At 48.8% G+C, this 20,686-nt stretch carries 23 protein-coding genes and 1 other annotated feature; all 23 genes read left to right on the forward strand.

The window, feature by feature from the left end; genetic code table 11:
* The first annotated feature begins 1 nt into the window (after window position 1).
* The 23 genes from J2S00_RS11175 (at window position 2) to thrR (ending at window position 20,619) form a co-directional block, all read left to right on the forward strand.
* Window positions 2-1,339: a bifunctional folylpolyglutamate synthase/dihydrofolate synthase gene (locus J2S00_RS11175; RefSeq protein ID WP_307339535.1), complete on the forward strand. Its 1,338-nt coding sequence runs from the start codon at window positions 2-4 to the stop codon at window positions 1,337-1,339.
* A 178-nt stretch (window positions 1,340-1,517) separates the two neighbouring features.
* Window positions 1,518-3,254 (forward strand): sensor domain-containing diguanylate cyclase, encoded by a 1,737-nt coding sequence (locus J2S00_RS11180; RefSeq protein ID WP_307339538.1) that lies wholly within the window; start codon window positions 1,518-1,520, stop codon window positions 3,252-3,254.
* A gap of 76 nt (window positions 3,255-3,330) precedes the next feature.
* The gene (locus J2S00_RS11185) at window positions 3,331-4,053 is read left to right on the forward strand and encodes a prepilin peptidase (protein ID WP_307339541.1); all 723 of its coding nucleotides are present in this window, start codon (window positions 3,331-3,333) and stop codon (window positions 4,051-4,053) included.
* A gap of 87 nt (window positions 4,054-4,140) precedes the next feature.
* The gene (locus J2S00_RS11190; RefSeq protein ID WP_307339543.1) at window positions 4,141-5,298 is read left to right on the forward strand and encodes an SPOR domain-containing protein; all 1,158 of its coding nucleotides are present in this window, start codon (window positions 4,141-4,143) and stop codon (window positions 5,296-5,298) included.
* 278 nt (window positions 5,299-5,576) lie between these two features.
* Window positions 5,577-6,185, forward strand: a complete 609-nt coding sequence (locus J2S00_RS11195; protein ID WP_307339544.1) for a Maf family protein — start codon at window positions 5,577-5,579, stop codon at window positions 6,183-6,185.
* 16 nt (window positions 6,186-6,201) lie between these two features.
* Window positions 6,202-6,894 (forward strand): RadC family protein, encoded by a 693-nt coding sequence (gene radC / locus J2S00_RS11200; RefSeq protein WP_307339548.1) that lies wholly within the window; start codon window positions 6,202-6,204, stop codon window positions 6,892-6,894.
* Between the two features lie 44 nt (window positions 6,895-6,938).
* Window positions 6,939-7,943 (forward strand): rod shape-determining protein, encoded by a 1,005-nt coding sequence (locus J2S00_RS11205; protein WP_307339549.1) that lies wholly within the window; start codon window positions 6,939-6,941, stop codon window positions 7,941-7,943.
* 14 nt (window positions 7,944-7,957) lie between these two features.
* The gene (gene mreC, locus J2S00_RS11210; RefSeq protein ID WP_307339551.1) at window positions 7,958-8,842 is read left to right on the forward strand and encodes a rod shape-determining protein MreC; all 885 of its coding nucleotides are present in this window, start codon (window positions 7,958-7,960) and stop codon (window positions 8,840-8,842) included.
* Window positions 8,842-9,360, forward strand: coding sequence for a rod shape-determining protein MreD (gene mreD / locus J2S00_RS11215; RefSeq protein WP_307339554.1), 519 nt, complete (start codon window positions 8,842-8,844; stop codon window positions 9,358-9,360). The genes mreC and mreD overlap by 1 nt, the downstream gene beginning before the upstream one ends.
* Window positions 9,361-9,422: 62 nt before the next feature.
* Window positions 9,423-10,121 (forward strand): septum site-determining protein MinC, encoded by a 699-nt coding sequence (gene minC / locus J2S00_RS11220; protein ID WP_307339556.1) that lies wholly within the window; start codon window positions 9,423-9,425, stop codon window positions 10,119-10,121.
* A gap of 37 nt (window positions 10,122-10,158) precedes the next feature.
* Window positions 10,159-10,956: a septum site-determining protein MinD gene (gene minD / locus J2S00_RS11225; protein ID WP_307339559.1), complete on the forward strand. Its 798-nt coding sequence runs from the start codon at window positions 10,159-10,161 to the stop codon at window positions 10,954-10,956.
* Between the two features lie 101 nt (window positions 10,957-11,057).
* Window positions 11,058-11,345: a hypothetical protein gene (locus J2S00_RS11230; protein ID WP_307339562.1), complete on the forward strand. Its 288-nt coding sequence runs from the start codon at window positions 11,058-11,060 to the stop codon at window positions 11,343-11,345.
* 156 nt (window positions 11,346-11,501) lie between these two features.
* Window positions 11,502-12,260 carry a peptidoglycan DD-metalloendopeptidase family protein gene (locus J2S00_RS11235; RefSeq protein ID WP_307339565.1) on the forward strand — a complete coding sequence of 253 codons (759 nt, stop codon included), beginning with the start codon at window positions 11,502-11,504 and terminating at the stop codon, window positions 12,258-12,260.
* 1 nt (window position 12,261) lies between these two features.
* On the forward strand, window positions 12,262-13,107 hold the full coding sequence (locus tag J2S00_RS11240) for a M50 family metallopeptidase (RefSeq protein ID WP_307339984.1): 846 nt from the start codon (window positions 12,262-12,264) through the stop codon (window positions 13,105-13,107).
* A 158-nt stretch (window positions 13,108-13,265) separates the two neighbouring features.
* Window positions 13,266-14,615 (forward strand): ISLre2 family transposase, encoded by a 1,350-nt coding sequence (locus J2S00_RS11245; protein WP_307339568.1) that lies wholly within the window; start codon window positions 13,266-13,268, stop codon window positions 14,613-14,615.
* A gap of 214 nt (window positions 14,616-14,829) precedes the next feature.
* Window positions 14,830-16,125, forward strand: coding sequence for an Rne/Rng family ribonuclease (locus J2S00_RS11250; protein ID WP_307339571.1), 1,296 nt, complete (start codon window positions 14,830-14,832; stop codon window positions 16,123-16,125).
* A 57-nt stretch (window positions 16,126-16,182) separates the two neighbouring features.
* Window positions 16,183-16,250 (forward strand) — a sequence feature (ribosomal protein L21 leader region).
* Between the two features lie 13 nt (window positions 16,251-16,263).
* Window positions 16,264-16,575, forward strand: a complete 312-nt coding sequence (gene rplU, locus J2S00_RS11255) for a 50S ribosomal protein L21 (protein WP_307339573.1) — start codon at window positions 16,264-16,266, stop codon at window positions 16,573-16,575.
* A 20-nt stretch (window positions 16,576-16,595) separates the two neighbouring features.
* Window positions 16,596-16,943, forward strand: a complete 348-nt coding sequence (locus tag J2S00_RS11260) for a ribosomal-processing cysteine protease Prp (protein ID WP_307339577.1) — start codon at window positions 16,596-16,598, stop codon at window positions 16,941-16,943.
* Window positions 16,944-16,967: 24 nt separating this feature from the next.
* The gene (gene rpmA, locus J2S00_RS11265) at window positions 16,968-17,252 is read left to right on the forward strand and encodes a 50S ribosomal protein L27 (protein WP_307339579.1); all 285 of its coding nucleotides are present in this window, start codon (window positions 16,968-16,970) and stop codon (window positions 17,250-17,252) included.
* A gap of 80 nt (window positions 17,253-17,332) precedes the next feature.
* The gene (locus tag J2S00_RS11270) at window positions 17,333-17,983 is read left to right on the forward strand and encodes a Spo0B domain-containing protein (protein WP_307339581.1); all 651 of its coding nucleotides are present in this window, start codon (window positions 17,333-17,335) and stop codon (window positions 17,981-17,983) included.
* Window positions 17,984-18,002: 19 nt separating this feature from the next.
* A complete protein-coding gene (gene obgE, locus J2S00_RS11275; protein WP_307339987.1) occupies window positions 18,003-19,286 on the forward strand; it encodes a GTPase ObgE in 1,284 nt (427 codons plus the stop codon).
* 31 nt (window positions 19,287-19,317) lie between these two features.
* Window positions 19,318-20,028 carry a gamma-glutamyl-gamma-aminobutyrate hydrolase family protein gene (locus tag J2S00_RS11280; RefSeq protein WP_307339584.1) on the forward strand — a complete coding sequence of 237 codons (711 nt, stop codon included), beginning with the start codon at window positions 19,318-19,320 and terminating at the stop codon, window positions 20,026-20,028.
* A 129-nt stretch (window positions 20,029-20,157) separates the two neighbouring features.
* Complete coding sequence (gene thrR, locus J2S00_RS11285) at window positions 20,158-20,619, forward strand: transcriptional regulator ThrR (RefSeq protein WP_307339587.1); 462 nt, start codon at window positions 20,158-20,160, stop codon at window positions 20,617-20,619.
* Window positions 20,620-20,686 lie beyond the last annotated feature (67 nt).

Genomic DNA, 20,686 nt, shown 5'->3' on the forward strand with positions numbered 1-20,686 from the left:
CATGAGTTTTCAAACAGCACAGGAAGCGATTGAGTGGATGCACAGCTTGGAACATTTGGGCATTAAACCCGGATTGAAGCGGATGGAATGGCTGATGGAACGCCTGGGCCATCCTGAGCGGCTGCTTAAGTTTGTCCATATCGGGGGAACCAATGGTAAAGGGTCCACTTTGGCCTTTCTGAGTCATGTGTTACAAGAAGCAGGGTATCAGGTGGCTGCGTTTACCTCACCTTACCTGATCCGCTTTCAAAACCGCATTCAGAATAATGGAGAGGACATCGCCGATGAGCATCTGGTACAGGTGGCGAACAAAATCAAGCCGCTGGTGGAGGAGTTGGCCCGGACTGAGCTGGGCTCTCCAACCGAATTTGAAGTGGTGACCACCTTGGCCATCGAATATTTTGCCCGTATTGCCTATCCTGATGTGGTTCTGTGGGAGGTGGGTCTGGGCGGCCGTCTGGACTCCACCAACATTGTCACTCCAATTGCTTCTGTGATTACCAATGTGGGTTACGACCACATGCACATTTTGGGTGATACCTTGAAGGAGATTGCCGCAGAAAAAGCAGGTATTATTAAGCCCGGGGTTCCACTGATCACAGGTGTTCAAGACGAGGGTCCTTTGCAGGTGATCGAGGGTATAGCCAAGGAGAAAAAAGCTTCAGTCTACCGTTTAGGACAAGCCTTTTTTATTGAGGATGAAAGCTGTGATGAACATGGACAATCGTTCTCGTACCGTTCCATGTTTACCCGTTTGCAGGATGTACGTATTGGTTTAAAAGGTTCTCATCAGCTTCAAAACGCTGCCGTGGCCATGATGACGCTGGAAGTGCTCAAGCAATTTTATGCCCTGATTTGGGAAGAGGAAGAACTGCGCCGGGGCCTGGAGCAGACCAGTTGGCCCGGCCGCTTGGAAGTGATACAAAGAGAGCCCCTGGTGCTGATTGATGGAGCCCATAACCCCCAAGGAATGGAAGCTTTGGCTCAGTCGCTGGTGCGTCACTATCCCCATCACCACTGGACGGTCATCTTTTCGGCCATGCAGGACAAGCCGGTGGCAGAGATGATCAAGCCTCTGACTGGTGTAGCCAAGCGTGTGGTGCTGACTCAGTTTGAGGGGGGACCGCGAACAGCATCAGCACGGGATTTGTATCAAGCGGTTCAGCAGGAGGGGATCTCTTCCGAGCTGGAAATGAGTGTGGAACCGGATTGGGAGAAAGCGTTTCGCGAGGCCTTAGCCTCGTCAGGGAAACAGCAGGCGATTTGCTTTGCGGGCTCACTGTATTTTATTGCTCACATTCGACAAACTATAAGTCAAAACGACCAGCGTTATCACTGATAGACAATTTATGACATAAAACAGGGAAATAAGTCCTGTTTTTAGAGGACAATTGGCATAGTTAATTTTTACTAAATTCATTGTCAAGCCCCGTAAAAAGGTGTAAGATTAATCTGCATTATGGACCTGGATGAGTAACTATGGTGGGTTGTTAAGTTTGATAAGGAGCGTAGAGTAGATGGGGCGTTGGAAAAAAATCTTGATATTGAGCTGTGCCATTGTCCTCTATTCTGTCTTTTTCTTGTTCATGTGGCAAAGTTTCGATTGGCACCGGCTTCAAGCTCAGGACATGATCGGCATCTTCTGTTTTTTGGGTTTAATGGTGCTCATTAATGCCTTCCCAATTGAGATTAAGGGAACCAATATCGTCTTGACCAATGCCGTGTCAATGGCTGCGTTTTTACAATTTGGACTGTGGGTAGAGGCCATATTAACCCAATTGTCCATTTTGGTCACGTTGGTCAGGATTAGAGCCACAACGTGGGAACGGTATATGGGTAATTTAATGATGTTTTTGACTACGTCAGTCTGTTCGGCGGCTATCTTTTACGCTCTAGGAGGGGTGACCGGTCCATTCACTCCCGATACTTTTCCTGCTTTAATCGTGCCGATCATCGGTTATATCTGTACTTCCGTTGTGATCAATCATATTTTGCTTAATCTGTTAAAATGGTTGTTTTACCATCAAAAGCCTGAATTTTTCGGGAAGTCACTGTGGTGGGAAGTGATTCCCCTCGGTATGATGACACCTACTGGCATCCTCATCTATATGCTGTATGCTCAGGTTGGTCCCTGGGTTTTTCTCTATGTTGTTCTTCCTGTTGTTTCATTTACTGTGATTTTCAGTTTGTTTGTCCGACTTAATACCATTAATCATAAATTGCGTACACTTCATAATTTAGGTAACCAGATGACGGCCAATCTCCATTTTGAAGATGTGATCGACCGTTTGGTGCAGGCGGTTTCCAAGTTGGTGCCCTATCAGTATTGCTATTTGTTTCGTGTGGATCGAGGGCGAGGAACATTAAAGCCGGTCCGTTTGCTTGGCAAAGGGATTCCGCCGGATGAATATGTGAGCTTTATGGGCATAGAAGTGCAGATTGGCGAAGGTCTGAGTGGTCAGGTGGCCAGCCAGGGAGAAACAAAGGTGATCGGCAGTGAAAGAGAAGATCTCCATTTTAAGCACGAGCCTGATTTTTTGCACGATCAGCAGTCTATCCTGGCCGTGCCTCTAAAATATGATCAAAAAGTATACGGTGTGTTAACAGTTAGCGACAACAAACCGAATCGGTATAGTAAAGAGGATGTGACACTTTTAGAAATTTTGGCTAGCCAGGCGGCTATCGCTTTTAAAAACGCCTATGATTACCAGCGGACCAAACGGCAAAGCGAGCGGGACGAGTTGACAGGTCTATATAATTACCGTTACTTTACACGGTATTTGTCCAAACAGCTAGAGCAAGCTGATCAAAATCGCCCGCTCGCGCTTATTTTGTTAGATATCGACCACTTTAAACAGGTGAATGACCAATATGGTCATTTAGCGGGGAATGAGATTCTGAAGCGGATTGCTGCTATCATACAGGAAGTTGTTAATGGAAAAGGGATTGTCGCCCGTTACGGAGGAGAAGAGTTTACTATTTTGCTGATTAACGTGACTGAGCAAGAAGCGTATGAGTGGGCGGAGCGGTTGCGGGCGAAGGTAGAGCAAACGAGGATTGAGGTGGTCCCCTGTTTAAATGATGAGAAACCAGCGGGCCCTGTTCTGCTCAATGTGACGGTTAGCATAGGCCTGGCCCTCTACCCCCATCATGCTGATGACGCGGCTAGTCTGTTGCGCTATGCCGACCGGGCCATGTATATGGGGGCCAAGCAAAAGGGACGCAACAAAGTGGCGGTTTATCAAGAGGGTTAGCTTGCTTTTAATATGAAAAGATTACGTTTTAACTTGTGAGGGATACCCTTTGTTTGTCATAGATAGTTTGATCTTCGTGACAGCCCTGTTTTTGGGCAGTTTTTATAATGTACTGGCCATTCGCCTATTGAAGAAGCAGTCTTTCGTTTATCCACCTTCCCATTGTCCCCAATGTCAACATCGGTTAGCTCCTTGGGACCTTGTACCGCTTCTCAGTTACCTTGTTTTAAGAGGAAAATGCCGCTATTGTCAGTCACCCATTTCTCCCCTGTATCCTGCAGGAGAGCTGCTCACCGGCCTCAGTTTGTATCTGGCCTACCGTCACTTAGGCTTACAGCTCGAACTGCTGCCGGCTGTGATTTTGATTTCGGTTCTTGTCTTGGCCGTGCTGACTGACCTGAGGAAAAAGCTGATTTTAGATGTAATTACCCTGCCGGCACTTGTGCTCCTGCTTGTATTGCGCCTTGTGATCGGAGAGTATTCTTTTTGGTTTTACCTGGCGGGAGGTCTCACCGGTTTTGGTCTATTGCTCTTAATTAGCATAGTGAGCCGGGGAGGGATGGGGGGAGGAGATATTAAACTGTACGCCTTGATCGGTGTGGTGCTTGGTCCTTCGCTGACGCTGCTCAGCCTGGTCTTAGCTTCTTTTATGGGAGCGTTGGTTGGCGGCGTGATGATCTTGCTAGGGCGTTGGCAGCGTAAAGAAACTATCCCGTTTGCTCCCTTCATTTTTGTGGGGACTTTTGTGGCCTACTTCTACGGAGAGACGGTGTGGGTGTGGTATCTTCAACTTTGGTAGGGGATGATGGTCTGTTGCAGTTCTAATTCGGCACGTTCCTCATAGACTAGTGATAAAAGCACTAGATTGATAGAGGAGCGAGAGGCCATGACGAGAAAAAACAAGCTCACCTTCCTGTTTCCCCCCGATAAGGACGGCGATCATCCTGATATCCAGTGGGAAACCTATTACACTGGCAGGACAAGCAACATGCACAACGACAACAAGAAAGACGCCAGGGCCTATGCAGGGCCTGTCCGGCGCCCATCCTGGTCCAGAGAGATAAAAAATGAAGATGCGCCCTTTCTTGTTGACTTGCCTGAAAACAAAGAAACGACACGCCGTCCCAGTTTACCTCCCAGCCGCTACGAACGGCGCAGTAAAATAAAAAAGAACAAGGAGCGGAGCAGAACAGTCCTGTCCCTGCCCCAACTGAAAGTGGGCTCCAAGCTGGCCTTGATTGCAGCGTCAGCGGTGGCCCTGGGGGTGATGATGGGCATGATGGTATTTTCTTTTTTTGCCGTGGAGGGCACAGATGGGGCTCAAATCGGCAGTTCTCAAGCGCCTGCTGCCGTGTCCCAAAGTGGGGCAGAAAATGGAGTACTGGTCATGCCGGCGGGTTATGTGCAGGATGGCCGCTTGTATTTGCCTTCACGCACCTATTATGTTGTTCAGGCTGGCGCTTTTTCTGAGCAGCAAGCAGCACAAAAAGTGAAGGAACAGGTTCAAAACCAGGGACTGGCCGGACTAGTTCCCCCGGGTGAAGCCCCGTTTCGTTTATATATGGGTCTCGGCTTAGCCAGAGATGATGCAGAGCGGCTGGGGGCCTATCTAGAGGAGCAGGGCATTGAGGTTTATATCCACGTCCATGAAACGAGGGAAGTCCAGGCGGATATCGGTAACCTGGAAGAGTCATTTGCCCCGCTTCCTGCATACCTGGCCAGGGGAGAACAGCTGCTTGGGGAGCTGACCCGCACCACAGCTGCCCTTTTGGAGCAAAGTGATGCTGAATTAACGGAAGAAAAATGGCAGGCCTTGCAAGAGCAACATCGCTTGTTTTTGAATGAGGGACGGGAGCTGTTGAGCGGTCTGAGCGGTGAAACAGCCCAAGCCGGGGAACAGTTAATGCGAACGTTGTCAGCGGCAGTGACAGCTTTGGAGGCTTACCGCAAGCAGTCTCATTCCAGTTACTTATGGCAGGCGCAGCAAGCCGGTTTAAACTACCTGACCTATTATGAGCAACTGGTCAACCAATTTGATTCCTAAACCCGTTGAGGTGTTCAACATGCATGTCGATGCTGAATGGACAGGGAAATGTATATATTTGGATGTCAAAATATCTCTTTCGTTCCCGTCAAAAAAACCTCACTTTTGACGAACTACGTCTTGAGTGGGGTTTTTTGGTTCACTTTTTTTGCTACACTTTTTCATCTATTACTGTTAAAATATAATCGTGCTTGTATGAGCAGAAGCAAGAAGCCAACACTAAACATGACCGCTTTTAATCCGCTCAACCTGAAGAAACAAACAGAGGAGATCAGGGCATGACAGTCAAGACTATCCCCCCCATTATTCTTGCTTCATCATCGCCCCGACGAAAAGAGCTGCTAAATAGTCTGGGCCTCGCTTATCATATACATCCCAGTCAGGCGGAAGAGACGTTTGATCCCCGGAATTCGCCTGAGATGGTGGTTCAAAAGCTGGCTCACCAAAAGGCGTCTGATGTGGCCCGCCACTATGAACAGGGACTGGTGATTGGGGCTGATACCATCGTCGTGTTAAACGGTGAGGTGTTGGGCAAACCTAAGGATGAATCTGAGGCGTTTCAAATGCTGTCCCGCCTGCAGGGAGAGACGCATACCGTCTATTCAGGCCTTGCTGTCATCGATGCAGACAGCGGCAAAGAGTGTGTTGGCTGCCAGGGGACAAAAGTACTGATGCGGCCTATGGGTGCTGATGAGATTAAGGCCTACATTGCCACCGGTGAGCCCATGGACAAAGCCGGCAGTTATGCCATCCAAGGACTTGGGGCTACTTTGGTGGATAAAATCGAAGGAGACTACTTTACAGTGGTAGGGATGCCGGTTGCCTTATTGGCCCGCTTCCTGCACCAATTTGGCATCAATGTGTTAACAGTGGCTCGTCAATCTTGATTAATGGAGGGTGGCTATGGCAACGGACAATTCTCCTTTGATGGTCCGTGACTACCCGCAAGAAGAACGACCACGAGAACGGATGATCAAAGAAGGTGCTGAGGCACTGACGAATCAGGAGCTGTTGGCGATCTTACTGCGCACTGGAACGCACCGGGAATCTGTGTTTCACCTGGCTTCCCGTATTTTAAAAGAAATTGGTTCGCTCAAGCGCCTGCACGATGTCAGTGTTGAGGAATTGATGCAGATTAAAGGTGTGGGACAAGCCAAGGCGGTACAGATTAAAGCGGGTGTGGAACTGGGAAGACGTGTGGCCCAAAAGCAGAAGGCCCCTTCTGCCATTCGTTCCCCCGAAGATGCGGCCGCCTACTTAATGGAGCGTTTAAGCCTGGAGATGCAGGAGATTTTTTATTGTTTGTATTTAAACACCAAGAATCAGGTGGTTTTTGAAAAAGCTGTTTTTATGGGAAGTTTGAATGCTTCCATTGTCCATCCCCGTGAGGTTTATAAAGAGGCGTTAAAGTGGAGTGCGGCCTCTATTATAGTGGCTCACAACCATCCCAGCGGGGACCCTGCCCCCAGCCGTGAAGATATTGAAGTAACCAAACGTTTGCAACAGGCAGGGGAGATTTTGGGCATAGAGTGTCTGGATCATCTGATCATTGGTGATGGTCGCTATACGAGCCTGAAAGAAAAAGGTTACATATAAGCACAACACGATTTTGAGGGTTGCATGAAGGGAGAATACAAACCATGTTTGGTGGATTTACAAGGGATATGGGCATCGATTTGGGAACGGCCAATACATTGGTCTACGTCAAAGGCAAAGGTGTGATTGTGCGGGAACCATCCGTGGTGGCGATTCGCACCGATACCGGGACGATTGAAGCAGTCGGCAATGAAGCAAAAAACATGATCGGCCGTACCCCTGGCCACATTGTGGCTGTGCGCCCCATGAAAGACGGGGTGATTGCCGATTTTGAAACAACTGCCACCATGATGAAGCATTTCATTTCTCAAGCGCAGAAGACAAAACCGTGGTTGTCCCGTCGGCCTAATGTGGTCGTCTGTGTACCTTCCGGGATTACTGCTGTGGAAAAAAGAGCAGTCGAAGACGCCACCAAGCAGGCCGGAGCCAAAGAAGTGTTTACCATTGAAGAACCGTTTGCCGCGGCCATTGGTGCCGATTTGCCAGTATGGGAGCCGACGGGCAGCATGATTGTAGATATTGGCGGCGGCACAACTGAGGTAGCCATTATTTCTTTGGGCGGCATAGTGACCAGCCGTTCCATCCGGGTGGCTGGTGATGAAATGGATGACGCCATCATTCAATATGTGAAACGTAAATATAACTTAATGATTGGTGAACGTACGGCAGAACAACTGAAAATTGAGATTGGTACGGCAGACAGCGGTGATGAGTCGGAAGAAATGGAGATCCGCGGCCGGGACCTGGTCACGGGATTGCCTAAAACGATTACCATCACCTCCAAAGAGATTGCCGAAGCATTGCAAGATACGGTACAATCGATCATTGAAGCAGTTAAAATCACGCTGGAAAAAGCGCCACCCGAATTGGCTGCTGATGTCATGGACCGGGGGATTGTCATCACGGGGGGCGGTGCGTTACTCCGCAACCTGGACCATGTCTTAAGTGAAGAGACCGGCATCCCTGTCATTGTGGCGGAAAACGCCCTGGACAGCGTAGCCATCGGCACTGGCCGCTATTTGGAATACAAGTTCAGTTCTAGAAAATAAGTAGGTGTATAACCTTGCCATCCTTTTTTTCCAATCGACGATTAATTGTGCTTTTGGTCAGCACCATTGTGATGGTGATGGTGGTTGGTGTCACCTTGAAAGAACGCCCCCAGCCAACGTGGGGGGAACAATTTATTCGTGATACCTTTGGTTTTTTCCAATCCCTTGCTTATAAGCCCGCTCGTCAGGTAGCGGGTTTCTTTGAGACTATCAATGAGTGGCGTACCCTTTATTCTGAAAATCAGCGCTTAAAGGCCAATTTGCAAGAGAATGCGAAATTGATGGCCAGAATACGGGAATTGGAACTGGAGAATGAGAGTTTAAAAGAGATGCTGGAAGTAGAGTCCAATTTGAGTGAGTATACGTTGCAAGCGGCGGAAGTGATCAGCCGCTCACCTGACCGCTGGTATCAGCAAGTGACCATCAACAGGGGAGCCAAGCATGGTGTAGAAGCGAATATGGCGGTGATTACCACAGAAGGACTAATTGGCCGGGTTAAAAGTGTCTCTCAATTTACTTCTCAGGTGGAATTGTTAAGTGATGTCAACCGCACCATCCATATTTCAGCGATTGTCCAGGGACAGGAGCATATATTTGGCGTAATTGAAGGCTATGATCTGGAACGAGGCGCCCTTCTGTTTCAAAAAGTCCCCAAAGACACTCCTTTGGAAGAAGGACAGACAGTGATCACGTCCGGGATGGGCGGCATTATTCCCCGGGGCTTGTACATTGGTAAAATTATTGAGGTTGTGCCTGATCAGTATGATTTGACCCAATCTGCACTGGTAGAACCAGCTGCCAATTTATATCATCTGGATTATGTCTTCGTGGTGGAACGATCCTCTCTCCCTCCTGTAGACATTCCCGTATCTGCTGAAGATAAGGAGGGAACGGAGTGATGACCCGTTTTCTCTTTATCTTAACCATTTTTACCTTGCTTATCTTTGAAGGTACGGTAGTCCAAGTGTTTACGGCAGGATGGTGGGACCTGCATTTAACCATGGTCCCTCGTTTTGTTGTGGTCATGCTGATTTTTGCAGCATTGTTTTTGGGACGGGTTCAGGGACTGTTTATGGGGCTCATCTTTGGTCTGTTTTACGATATCATTTACGGCAGTGTGGTGGGCATTTACGCCTTTACCATGGCCATTATTGGTTATTTTACAGGCCTTGTCTTCCGCATTTTTCAGCAAAATATTTTTTTGATTTGGTTAACGGTTTTGCTGGCTTTAGTTGCCTTCGAATTTATGGTGTACGGTTTAATGACTCTGGTTAATGTGACAGCGCTGGATCTGCACATCTTCTTTTTTGACAAATTGCTCCCCACCCTGGTGCTCAATATGATTTTTGCCTTATTGGTTTCCTACCCTGCCCGTAACATTCTCATTCAAATGAGGGACGAAGAACAACAAATTTAAAGGGACTTAGCAGGAATTTGAAGACGCGGTGTTGAATAGTTCTTGCATGGGGTGATCTGTGCATGTACACCACAAAATCAAATGTTACCATCAAAGGGACCAAAGATGGCCTTGTTTTTTACCTTGATGATACATGTGCCTACGAGGAACTGCTGGCGGAACTGGAAGATAAGTTGCAGGATCATCCTCAGTTTTTAAATGGCCCCTTGATTCACGTGACGATTCAATTGGGATACCGTTATTTAACGGATACACAACGTCGTGAGCTGCGGGACTTAATTCGCACCCAGGGCAACCTGGTTGTGGACAAGATAGAGAGTCTGGTGGTACTCAGAGAGGAAGCAGAGCAAGCGCGGGCTGAAGCCGGCATCCAGGTCATTTACAAAACGGTTCGTTCCGGGCAAGTGATTGAATCACCGGGCAATATACTGGTCTTAGGTGATGTCAATCCTGGCGGCCAAGTGGTAGCCGGCGGGCATATTTTTGTTTTAGGTGCCTTGCGGGGTATGGCTCACGCCGGTGTGAACGGGAACAGAGAAGCGATCATTGCGGCCTCTGTGTTGAGTCCTACCCAGCTGCGCATCGCTGCAGTGGTCAGCCGCCCGCCTGATGAGGTGGAAATATATGAACGGGAATTTGCGCATATTGCCGGGGATCAAATTGTCATTGACAAACTGCAACACCTGTTACGTATCCGCCCACAATTAAAGGCGTTGTGTGCATCGATGGCCAACTTGTCATCTAAACAGCGACAAGGCTGAACATGTTAACAGGCAGGGTGAAAGAGGAGGGTCCAACGTGGGAGAAGCAATTGTCATTACTTCGGGAAAAGGCGGAGTTGGTAAAACAACGACATCGGCTAACATCGGCACGGCTCTGGCTTTACAGGGCAAAAAGGTATGTCTGGTGGATACGGATATTGGTTTGCGTAATTTGGATGTGGTGATGGGCCTTGAAAACCGCATCATCTATGATTTGGTTGATGTGGCCGAAGGAAATTGCCGCTTAAAACAAGCTTTAATCAAAGATAAGCGCTTTGACGAGCTGTACTTGCTGCCAGCTGCCCAGACCAAGGATAAAGATGCAGTAGCTCCGGAGCAGATCAGCGGCATCATTGCTGAATTAAAGCAAGATCATGACTATGTGATCATCGATTGTCCAGCCGGGATTGAACAAGGGTTTAAAAACGCGGTGGCCGGGGCAGACAGGGCGATTGTGGTGACCACGCCAGAAGTATCTGCTGTTCGTGACGCTGACCGCATCATCGGCCTGTTGGAGTCGTTCAAAATTCAAAATCCCCGTCTGATTGTCAATCGCATCCGCCCCCAGATGATGAAAAGAGGAGAAATGCTGGATGTGGATGAAATCGTCAATATTCTGGGCATTGATTTGCTGGGCATTGTGCCCGATGACGAGCAAGTGATCAAATCTTCCAATCTGGGCGAACCTACGGTCATCAATCCCAACACCAAGGCTGCCATAGCTTACCGCAATATTGCCCGCCGTATTTTAGGCGACAGTGTGCCGTTAATGAAACTGGACGAAGATAAGGGTGTGCTGTCCAAAGTAAAACGGCTGTTGGGCATCAGATCTTAAGCATCAGACTGACCCATCGTTTGATCATGCTATGCATAAGGCTCCTTGCTGTAACACATGCTAATTGCAAACAGCATGTATAAAGCAAAGGAGCTTTTTCTATGCCCAAAAAAAGGCGAGACACCTTGGAAAAAAGCGGGGAACATAACCCGTTTACCCCGTTGTCAACCGAATATCACAACCTCCACTCCCGGACACTGGAGGAATTTCCTGAAGGGCCTTATGGCTCCCCTCTCCAGGGCCTCTTGGGTAAACAATCCGGCTGGGATACCGGAGAAGAAGTCAATCCCATCTTCTCTTATGAAAATGAGCAGTTGCATGAAGCGGCCACCCGCCCCTATCCCCAAGCGGATCCCCTGCGCAAAAATCCGGAAGGCCATCCGGAATAGGAAACTGTCTTTTAAGAAGAAGAGAGCATAATGCAGAGAGCATGATGCTCTCTTTTTTCGTAAGAGGCATATCCCAAGTAGACAAGTCATATAAGTTAGTAACGATGGCCAAACAGACAAGACTGGGTGAGCGACTTGTAAGGGAGTGATCAAGCTGTGAGTGTCAAACATTACAGAAAAGGAGTGAAAAAGCGCCGTGAAGAACGGTTACGGCTGTTAAAAGCCAAACAGCGCCGCTCTAACCCCATTTCTTTCCGGGAAGGGGGGAACGTACCGTCTCAACCCTCCTTCCCACGTTCCCGGACAGGAGGACGTGCGTCTTCTACACTGATGTTTAAAATGATTTGCGCCATGCTCCTGTTTACCACTGTGCTAATGGTGATGAACACAGATCACCCTCAGCTTAGAGAGGCCAAAACGTTCATCAGGGATGTGATGACGCTCGATTTTAATGTCGAAGGAGTGATGGCCCTGTATGAGCAAAAGGTTGGCAGCCAACTTGGTTTTCTGCCCCAATTCATAGCCAAAGATGACAACTCCCATCCCCACAGCTCAGATTATGTGCTTCCCGTATCAGGGGCTCGAATTGTTTCCGGTTTTAACCAGGATCAACAAGGCATTGTGCTGGAGACGGGAACAACTTTGCCTGTGGAAGTGATTAAAGAAGGGTGGGTCACCTATGTGGGTGAGAAGGACGGGCTGGGCCAGGTGGTGATTATTGACCATGGCCAAGGAGAGGAATCGTGGTATGGCCAGTTGCAGGAAATTAAAGTCCAACTGTACGATTGGGTTAAGCAGGGAGAGGTGATTGGAACCACCAGTGTACAGGAGGGAAGCCAAGAGGGTGTGCTGTATTTTGCCTTGCGTAGAGACGCTGTATTTATAGACCCCTTGGACGTGATTCCATTTGAGTAAAGTGGCTATTCACCCCTTATTTTACATTATATTTTTATTTGCTGTACTGCATGGATTTATCTATGAACTGCTGCTCTTGTTCATCATTGTCATTATTCATGAACTGGGACATGTTTGCACGGCCCTTAGTTTGGGGTGGCGGGTGAAAAAGGTGGAGCTCTTGCCTTTTGGCGGTGTTGCTGAAGTGGAAGAACACGGAAATAAAGCCCCCCGCGAAGAGGGCTGGGTGATTATTGCTGGTCCTCTGATGAATGTGATCATGGTTGCGGTGGCTTTGTTCTGTTTACAGTGGGGATGGTGGAGCCCATCCTTCAGTTATCAGTTCATCGAATATAACCTGATTATTTTAATCTTTAATCTGTTGCCCATTTGGCCGCTGGATGGGGGAAAGCTGTTGCAGCTGGGACTCTCTCTGTATGTGCCGTATAAAAAAGCGATTCAACACTCTCTGCTGGTGAGTGGAGGGTGTTTTGTTTTCTATGTTCTGGTTGTTCTTATCTTTTTTCCTTCTTATTTTTCGTTATGGGTGATGGCCGTATTTCTGTTTATTTCCCAATGGATGGAATGGAAGCAGGTCCCCTATCAATTTATGCGTTTTTTATTGGAAAGACAAAAGCAGCACCACAACAGGGAAGTCTTCAAAGATCGGGATATATTAAGTGTCACCTTGTTTCCCCAGCATAGCATTAAAGAGGCACTGGAGCAGATGTTCCGTCACAAACACCACTATTTTTGTGTCATCACCCCTGCCGGGAAAGTGGACCAGGTCATCACTGAACAGGAGTTGTTGCACTGTTTTTTTAACGGCTGCGGGGGGAATCGGACAGTGGGGGAGATTTTCCGTTAACGTTCTTTGCCACTCTTGTGTAAGAGTAAAATGTTTGTGGGCAGAGGGAAGAATGAGTAAATGAATTAAAATGATGATCGTTGGATATAGAAAAAGGGCCCTTCTCCTTGGTAGAGTGTTAAATGGGAAAAACCAACACCAAGAAAGGAGAAGGCCCTATGCAAAAGCTTACCACGAAAATCCCCACAATAAAAGATCTCGAAGGCTTATTGTTTCGGAAATTGCAGGAGCAGTTTTCAGAGGGGATGCGCCGGATTTTGGAGGCGCTGGACGATTGGATCATGGAACAACGGGATACCGCTCGCTTTCGCCTCAAAGACCAACGAGAGATCAGTATCGATACATTGTTTGGCACGGTTCGGTTCAAACGGCGGTTGTACCTGGACCGGAAGACAGGGAAGCATGTCTTTTTGCTGGATCGGATGATGCAATATGAGGGTCGGGACAAACTCAGTCCGAACCTGGAGGAGTTGGCGATCCAGTTTGCCAGCCAGGGGCCATCGTATCGGGATAGCGCCCAGCGTCTGGAAGCCTTGTTGGGATATCGGGTACTGAGTCATGAAGCCATCCGGGACAAACTCATCGTGCAGGCTGAACGTACAGAACCTTCGGAAGGGGAACGGCGTCCCGTCCGGGTATTGTTCGTGGAAGTGGACGGACTGTATACCAAACTGCAACGAGAGCGACGCCGCGGGATGGAAAATCGTATAGCAGTGGTGCATGAGGGATGGGAAAGCGAAGGGGGACGGGTACGGCTGAAGGCGAAGCGGTATTATTACCATACAGGTGACGGCGATTTTTGGGAAGGATTTGGTGATTTTTTGGTGCAACACTACGATATGGATGAACAGACGTGGCTGGTGGTGAATGGGGACGGAGCGGACTGGATCGGGGAATGTACTTCATACTTTACCCGTTGCATCTATACATTGGACCGGTTTCATGTCGTTCGGGAGCTAAGGCGGTATGTGGGACATTTGCCGAAAGTATGGAAAGCGATTCGAAAGTCATTGGCTTCGTTCGATGCCGATATGTTGCTGGAGACCCTAGCGGCCGTTCCGGAAACGCAAATTGCGGAAGAGTGGCGGGAGGAATGGAGAAAGTACCGGGCGTTTTTGAAACATCATCGGGAACATTTGAGAGATTACCGGGACAAATTGCGCAAAGCAGGTATAGACACGAGCAAAATGAGGCCGATGGGAAGCGCAGAGGCGCAAATGCGCATCATGGCCAAACGGACCAAACGGGGAGGATATAGTTGGAGTGTCCGGGGCGTACGAGCCATGCTAAAAACAATCATGAAATCCAAGGAAGGACGTCCCTTGACGAATCTGAAAGGGGACACGAGCCAAAACTTTCCGTTTGTAAATACTACGATCCGCCAGTGGTTGCAGGAAGTGAAACGACAGTCGAAAGGGTGTATCAACGGGACGATCCGCTTGTTGTTGGGTCCGATGCAAAGCAGTCCGACAGGGAGAGCATTGAAAGGATTGATAAGAGGAAATTAAAGGAAAACGACGAATCGCAAATGAAAGGATGATAAACGAAAGCGCTACCAAGCGAGAGAGGGGCAAAACTTTTTCAAGTCATTTTGGAAAGGTGCCCACGATGACTTGACTCACACCACTCTTGTCGAGAGAGGGAAAACCTTGCTGCTCTTGTGTTAAAATAGAACATAATGACTGATTCGCCAGGGTGTGAGGGAGAGGAGGGGTGGCCGTATTGAAGCGGAATATCTTGATTCAGAAGGGTTTACACGACACAGAAGTGGCTGTTATTGAAAATGGGCAGTTAGTAGAATATTGGACCGAGAGCGGCGGAGGCAGGCGCCCTTGTGCTGTGTACAAGGGGCGGGTGACAGACGTGCTGTCCGGCCTGGATGCTTGCTTTGTGGATATCGGCTTGAACAAACCCGCTTATTTGCGGAGAGAGGACCTGCTGTACGTGAAGCAGCTGGAACATGGACAAGGACGGGGGGCTATTTCCCAGCTGGTGAAAAGGGGAGACATGCTGCTGGTGCAGATCAATATAGAAGGGGGCAGAAACAAGGGGCCCAAGGTGACCACCAACCTCCACTTGCCAGGCCAATTTTTGGTTTATTTGCCTTATGGCCGCAAGGTGACCATTTCCCGGCGCATTACAGATAACAAAGAGCGCAGCCGGTTGGCCAGCTGGGGAGATGCCTGGCTTGAAGAGCAAGAGGGGCTCATTTTTCGCACAGCAGCCCGAACAGCGGACAAAGATACATTGTTCAAAGAGCTGAAAGAGTTGCGCCGGACGTGGGCAGGCGTCCAACAGGCAGCCAGCCAGCAGGAGGGGCCGGGATTGCTTTATAAACAAGATGATCTCCTGGAGCAGGTGGTGCGCGACTTTTTCCAGCAAGGACCTGTCCAGTGCACAGTGAGTAATAAACAGCTTTATGCCTGGCTCAAAACCAAAGCAGAGTCTGCTCCGATGCAGCCGGTCACCCTCTCCCTTTATACGGGACAAGCTCCCTTATTTGAGGCCCATGGTATCTCGGGTGAAATCAGCAAACTGTTGCAGCACAGAGTATGGCTGAAGAGCGGCGGCTACCTTGTCATCGATGAAACAGAAGCCTTGACGGTCATTGATGTCAACACAGGGCGCTGTACAGGAAAGGGGGAATGGGAGCAAACCGCACTGCATGTTAATTTGGAAGCGGCTTGGGAATTGGCCAGGCAAATCCGGCTTAGGGACATTGGCGGGATTATAGTCATCGACTTTATTAATCTGGAAGAGGACACAGGGCGCAAGCAAGTCTTAGACACTTTGGAGGAAGCGTTACAAGCTGACCGTAAAGAAACGCACGTAGTGGGCTATACGGCTTTGGGCCTGGTGGAGCTGACCAGGAAAAGAACGAACCAGAGTCTGTGGCGGAGATGGACCCGCCTCTGTCCCCAGTGCCAGGGCACGGGTAGAGTCACGATCCCTATGGGGGAGAGGGATGGGTCACAGACAGAGGAAAGAAAGAGCTCAGAGGGACGCCCGCAATATTGACAGATAAGCACAACCATGGTATGATTGTCATTGTTTTAGGTCAAGTGTGCCCCTCGCGGCATACTGTAACCGCACGCTTAAGGTTTTAAGCTTGGTCACCTTAAGTGGCGAGTCTGAGTAGCAGAGGAGGTGCAAATGATGTACGCAATCATTGAAACTGGCGGCAAGCAGTACAAGGTAGAAGAAGGAACTGTATTATATGTGGAAAAATTGGACGCAGCTGAAGGCGATACAGTGACGTTTGATACTGTGCTGTTGGTCAGCAAAGACGGTGAAGTGAAAGTGGGTACACCCACAGTGGAAGGAGCAACCGTGACAGGTACGGTTAAAGAACACGGTAAGGGTAAAAAAATTGTTGTGTTCAAGTATAAACCCAAGAAAAATTACCGCCGCAAACAGGGTCACCGTCAACCCTATACCAAAGTGGTTGTTGAATCCATCAACGCCTGAGCCGAAAATGGTGACGTTAAGTGATTAACATACACATTTATCGTAATCAAAGCGGGATGATTGATGCCTTTACACTGGATGGGCATGCCGGCTTTGCTCAAAAAGGGGAAGACATCGTCTGTGCAGCTGTTTCCGCTTTGACATTCGGAACCATTAACGCCATTGAACACTTGCTGAACTTGCCCCTTTCCATCCAGACAAAGGAGAATGACGGCTTTCTCCACTGTGTCGTCCCGGACCTTGAGGATAAGGCGACACAAGAGAAAGTTCAGCTTCTGCTAGAAGCCATGGTCCTCTCCTTACAGGCGGTGGAGGCCGACTACGGGGACTATGTTCAGCTAACGGTCCAATCGGAAAACGGTAATTAACAATTCTGTGAGGAGGTGACGAACATGCTTAAAATGAACTTGCAGTTCTTTGCTCAGAAAAAAGGGGTTGGCAGCACCAAAAACGGACGTGATTCCATTTCCAAGCGTCTGGGTGTGAAACGCGGCGACGGCCAAGTGGTGCGTGCCGGCAACATTCTTGTTCGTCAGCGCGGGACCAAAATCTACCCCGGTCTTAACGTAGCTAAAGGGGGAGACGATACCCTTTTTGCCAAAGCAGACGGGGTTGTTAAATTTGAACGTCTTGGACGGGACCGTAAGAAAGTGAGTGTCTATCCTGTTGTTCAATAAACAACAACACCTAACAACTTTAAATCTAAATTCAAAGCCCAGCAGTTGTGCTGGGCTTTTAAGTTCGATTCTATGTTATAATGGGGTCACGTGAACCTCAAGTTCAGTTGTCACGGGAGGCGCTTAATGTGGAACGAATGACCTATGATGAACGGCAGGTTAAAAAAAGATTTATTGATCATCTGCGCCATTACCGCCATGACATACTGAATCATATCCAGATGGTCAAAGGCTATATCCAGCTGGGGCGTTTGGACGATGTCAAGCGCTATATCGATCACATCGTGCTCCAAGCTCACCAGGAATCCTTGCTTTCTCAACTGGGAGACCCTGAATTAGCCTATTTGCTGTTAACATATAATTATCGGCGGGATAACAAGCTGAACTTGGACGTTGAGGTTAATTTAGATGCGGAACAGATGCAGCAGATCGGCCAGAGCGGGCGCCATGTCTTTCACATGGTGAACCAACTCCTACAGCTGGTGGAAACAGGATGTGACCCGGCCCCTTCAGAGTTTGCTCCCCAGTTGTATCTTCTGTTTGACGGCGACGATCGTTACTTTTCTGTCATGTGTGACTACCGGGGAGCCTGGAACCAGGATGCCGGCCTGCGGTGTCTGCCGGCCTTGCAGGATAAGGTCACCCGCTGCCAGGGAAAACTAGTGGAAGAAGTAAATCACGAACAGCAGTTAACGCTGGAAATTATATGTCCGTGGACTTGTGTACGTTAGAGAGGTTGAGGTGAGCATTATGTTTGTAGATGTCGTGTCTATTTTTGTTAAAGGCGGGAACGGAGGAAACGGCATGGTTGCCTTCCGTCGAGAAAAGTACGTCCCTGACGGGGGACCGGCTGGGGGAGACGGAGGCAAAGGGGGAGATGTCGTCCTGGAGGTGGACGAAGGCTTGCGCACCTTGATGGATTTCCGCTACAACAAGCATTTTAAAGCCAAAAACGGGGAAAACGGCCGCTCAAAGGGCCAGCACGGGAAGGGCGCTCCGGATCTGGTTGTCAAAGTCCCCCCTGGCACCCTGGTCAAAGATGAAGCCAGTAGCCGGGTAATTGCCGACTTGGTTAAGCACGGCCAACGGATCGTTGTTGCCAAAGGTGGCCGGGGTGGCAGAGGCAACATTCGTTTTGCCACACCTCAGAATCCTGCCCCTTATATTGCTGAGAACGGTGAACCAGGTGAAGAAAGGCACCTGACGCTTGAACTGAAAGTATTGGCTGATGTGGGCCTGGTTGGTTTCCCCAGTGTGGGTAAGTCAACGTTGCTTTCCGTTGTCTCAGCAGCCAAGCCCAAGATCGCCGATTATCACTTTACCACCCTTTCCCCCAATTTGGGCGTGGTTCGGGTTGATGACATGAAAGGCTTTGTGATGGCCGACCTGCCAGGACTGATCGAAGGTGCCCACCAAGGCGTCGGATTAGGTCACCAGTTTTTGCGTCATATTGAACGTACACGGGTCATTGTTCACGTGATTGACATGGCGGGCAGCGAGGGACGTAACCCCTATGAGGACTATCTCAAAATCAACACTGAATTGAAACTATATGACTACCGTCTGGAAGAACGGCCGCAGATCATCGCCGCCAACAAGATGGATCTCCCTGGAGCAGAAGAAAATCTGCAAAAGTTTCGCCAACAAGTGGGGGATGAGGTCCCAGTGTATCCCATTTCCGCTGCCACCAAGCAGGGTGTCAAAGAGCTAGTGTTTGCTATCTATGAATTGCTTGAGACCATTCCTGAAGATGCCTTCCTGTTAACCCCGGTTACCGATGAGCAACATGTGACTTATACATTTGAAGAGGAACAGCCGGACTTCCGGGTTTATCGTGAAAATGACATATTTGTGGTCGAGGGTGAAAAAATTGAGCGGCTGTTCAAAATGACCAACTTTAACTATGATGAAGGTGCGCGACGATTTGCCCGGATTTTGCGCAAGATGGGTGTTGAGGATGAATTGCGCAGGCTGGGTGCAACGGACGGGGACACAGTGCGGATTTTGGACTATGAATTCGAATTTATCGAATAAACGTCAAGCCGGTTGGTAAGGGAGAGAAAAGATGAAAGTTAAAATCGGCATCACGACCGGGTTGGAAGGAGAACAGCAGGTTAAGTTGTCACAGGATAATGTGGATGCGGTGGTTCAGGCCGGGGGCCTTCCCTTGCTGCTGCCCAATGTGTGGGAAGAGGATTGCATTCGCCAGATGGTCACAGAACTGGATGGCCTCTTAGTGACAGGGGGAGGAGACATTGATCCTACTTTGTTCGGAGAGGAGCCCCACCCCAGGCTGGGCACGATCACTCCTCGGCGCGATTTTTTTGAATGGCAGCTCATCCGTCTGTTTTTAGAAGCAAACAAACCTGTATTAGCCATTTGCCGTGGATGCCAAATGCTCAATATTGCTGCTGGAGGAGATATGTATCAAGATATAGAGGCTCAGCATGGCACCCCGCCCTTACAGCATACCCAGCACGCCCCTAAAACCCATGCCTCCCATTATGTGCACATTGCAAAATCATCCATGTTATACACCATTTTAGGCAAAGAACGGATTAAGGTTAATAGTTTTCATCACCAGGCCATTCGCCGGCCGGCCCCGGGCTTTGAAGTGAGTGGCCGGGCCAGTGACGGCATCATTGAAGCTTTTGAAAGCAAACGTCACCGCTTTGTTCTCGGTCTGCAGTGGCATCCGGAATGCTTAGCGGCGGCGGGCGACCCGGACTCCCTTAAACTGTTTAAAGCCCTGATCACGGCCACCCGGAAGGGTTAGAATGCGGATTGAGTGATCCTTATGACTTATCCATCTTATTGGAATATTTAAATTAGGGATGTACTGGGGCTGAAAATGCTGTATAATGCTTGTAAAGCGACAATTGTATATGTGGGGAGGACACCATACATGCCAGTACACAAGATACGCGATAAAGATACTTTTTATCTGATACGGGCCGATATTTTGCCCGAATCCATGCAAAAAACGATTGAAGCTAAAAAATTGCTTGAAACCGGCGTTGTCCATTCCGTCCAGGAAGCGGTTGACCGGGTCAACTTGAGCCGCAGTGCATTTTACAAGTATAAAGATGCCATTTTTCCCTTTAATGCGGCGATGAAACAAAAGATCATGACCATATCTGTCAATTTGGAACACCGAACAGGAGTATTGTCCCGCATGCTCAGCTATATCGCCCAAAACAGAGGCAATATTTTGACGATTAATCAATCGATCCCCTTGCAAGGATTAGCCAACGTGATTTTGTCCGTTGAAACCGCCCAAATGGATATGGATGCCACACAACTGGCGGAGGGATTAAAAGCCTTAGATGGTGTGCAAAAGGTGATGATCATCGGTCAAGAAACCTGATCCGGTCGCAATTGCTCTGTTAAAGAGTGCTTATCCTTCCATAACTTACTCTGATCTGTTAACAGGA

This window comes from Caldalkalibacillus uzonensis (assembly GCF_030814135.1).
Classification (GTDB): Bacteria; Bacillota; Bacilli; order Caldalkalibacillales; family Caldalkalibacillaceae; genus Caldalkalibacillus; species Caldalkalibacillus uzonensis.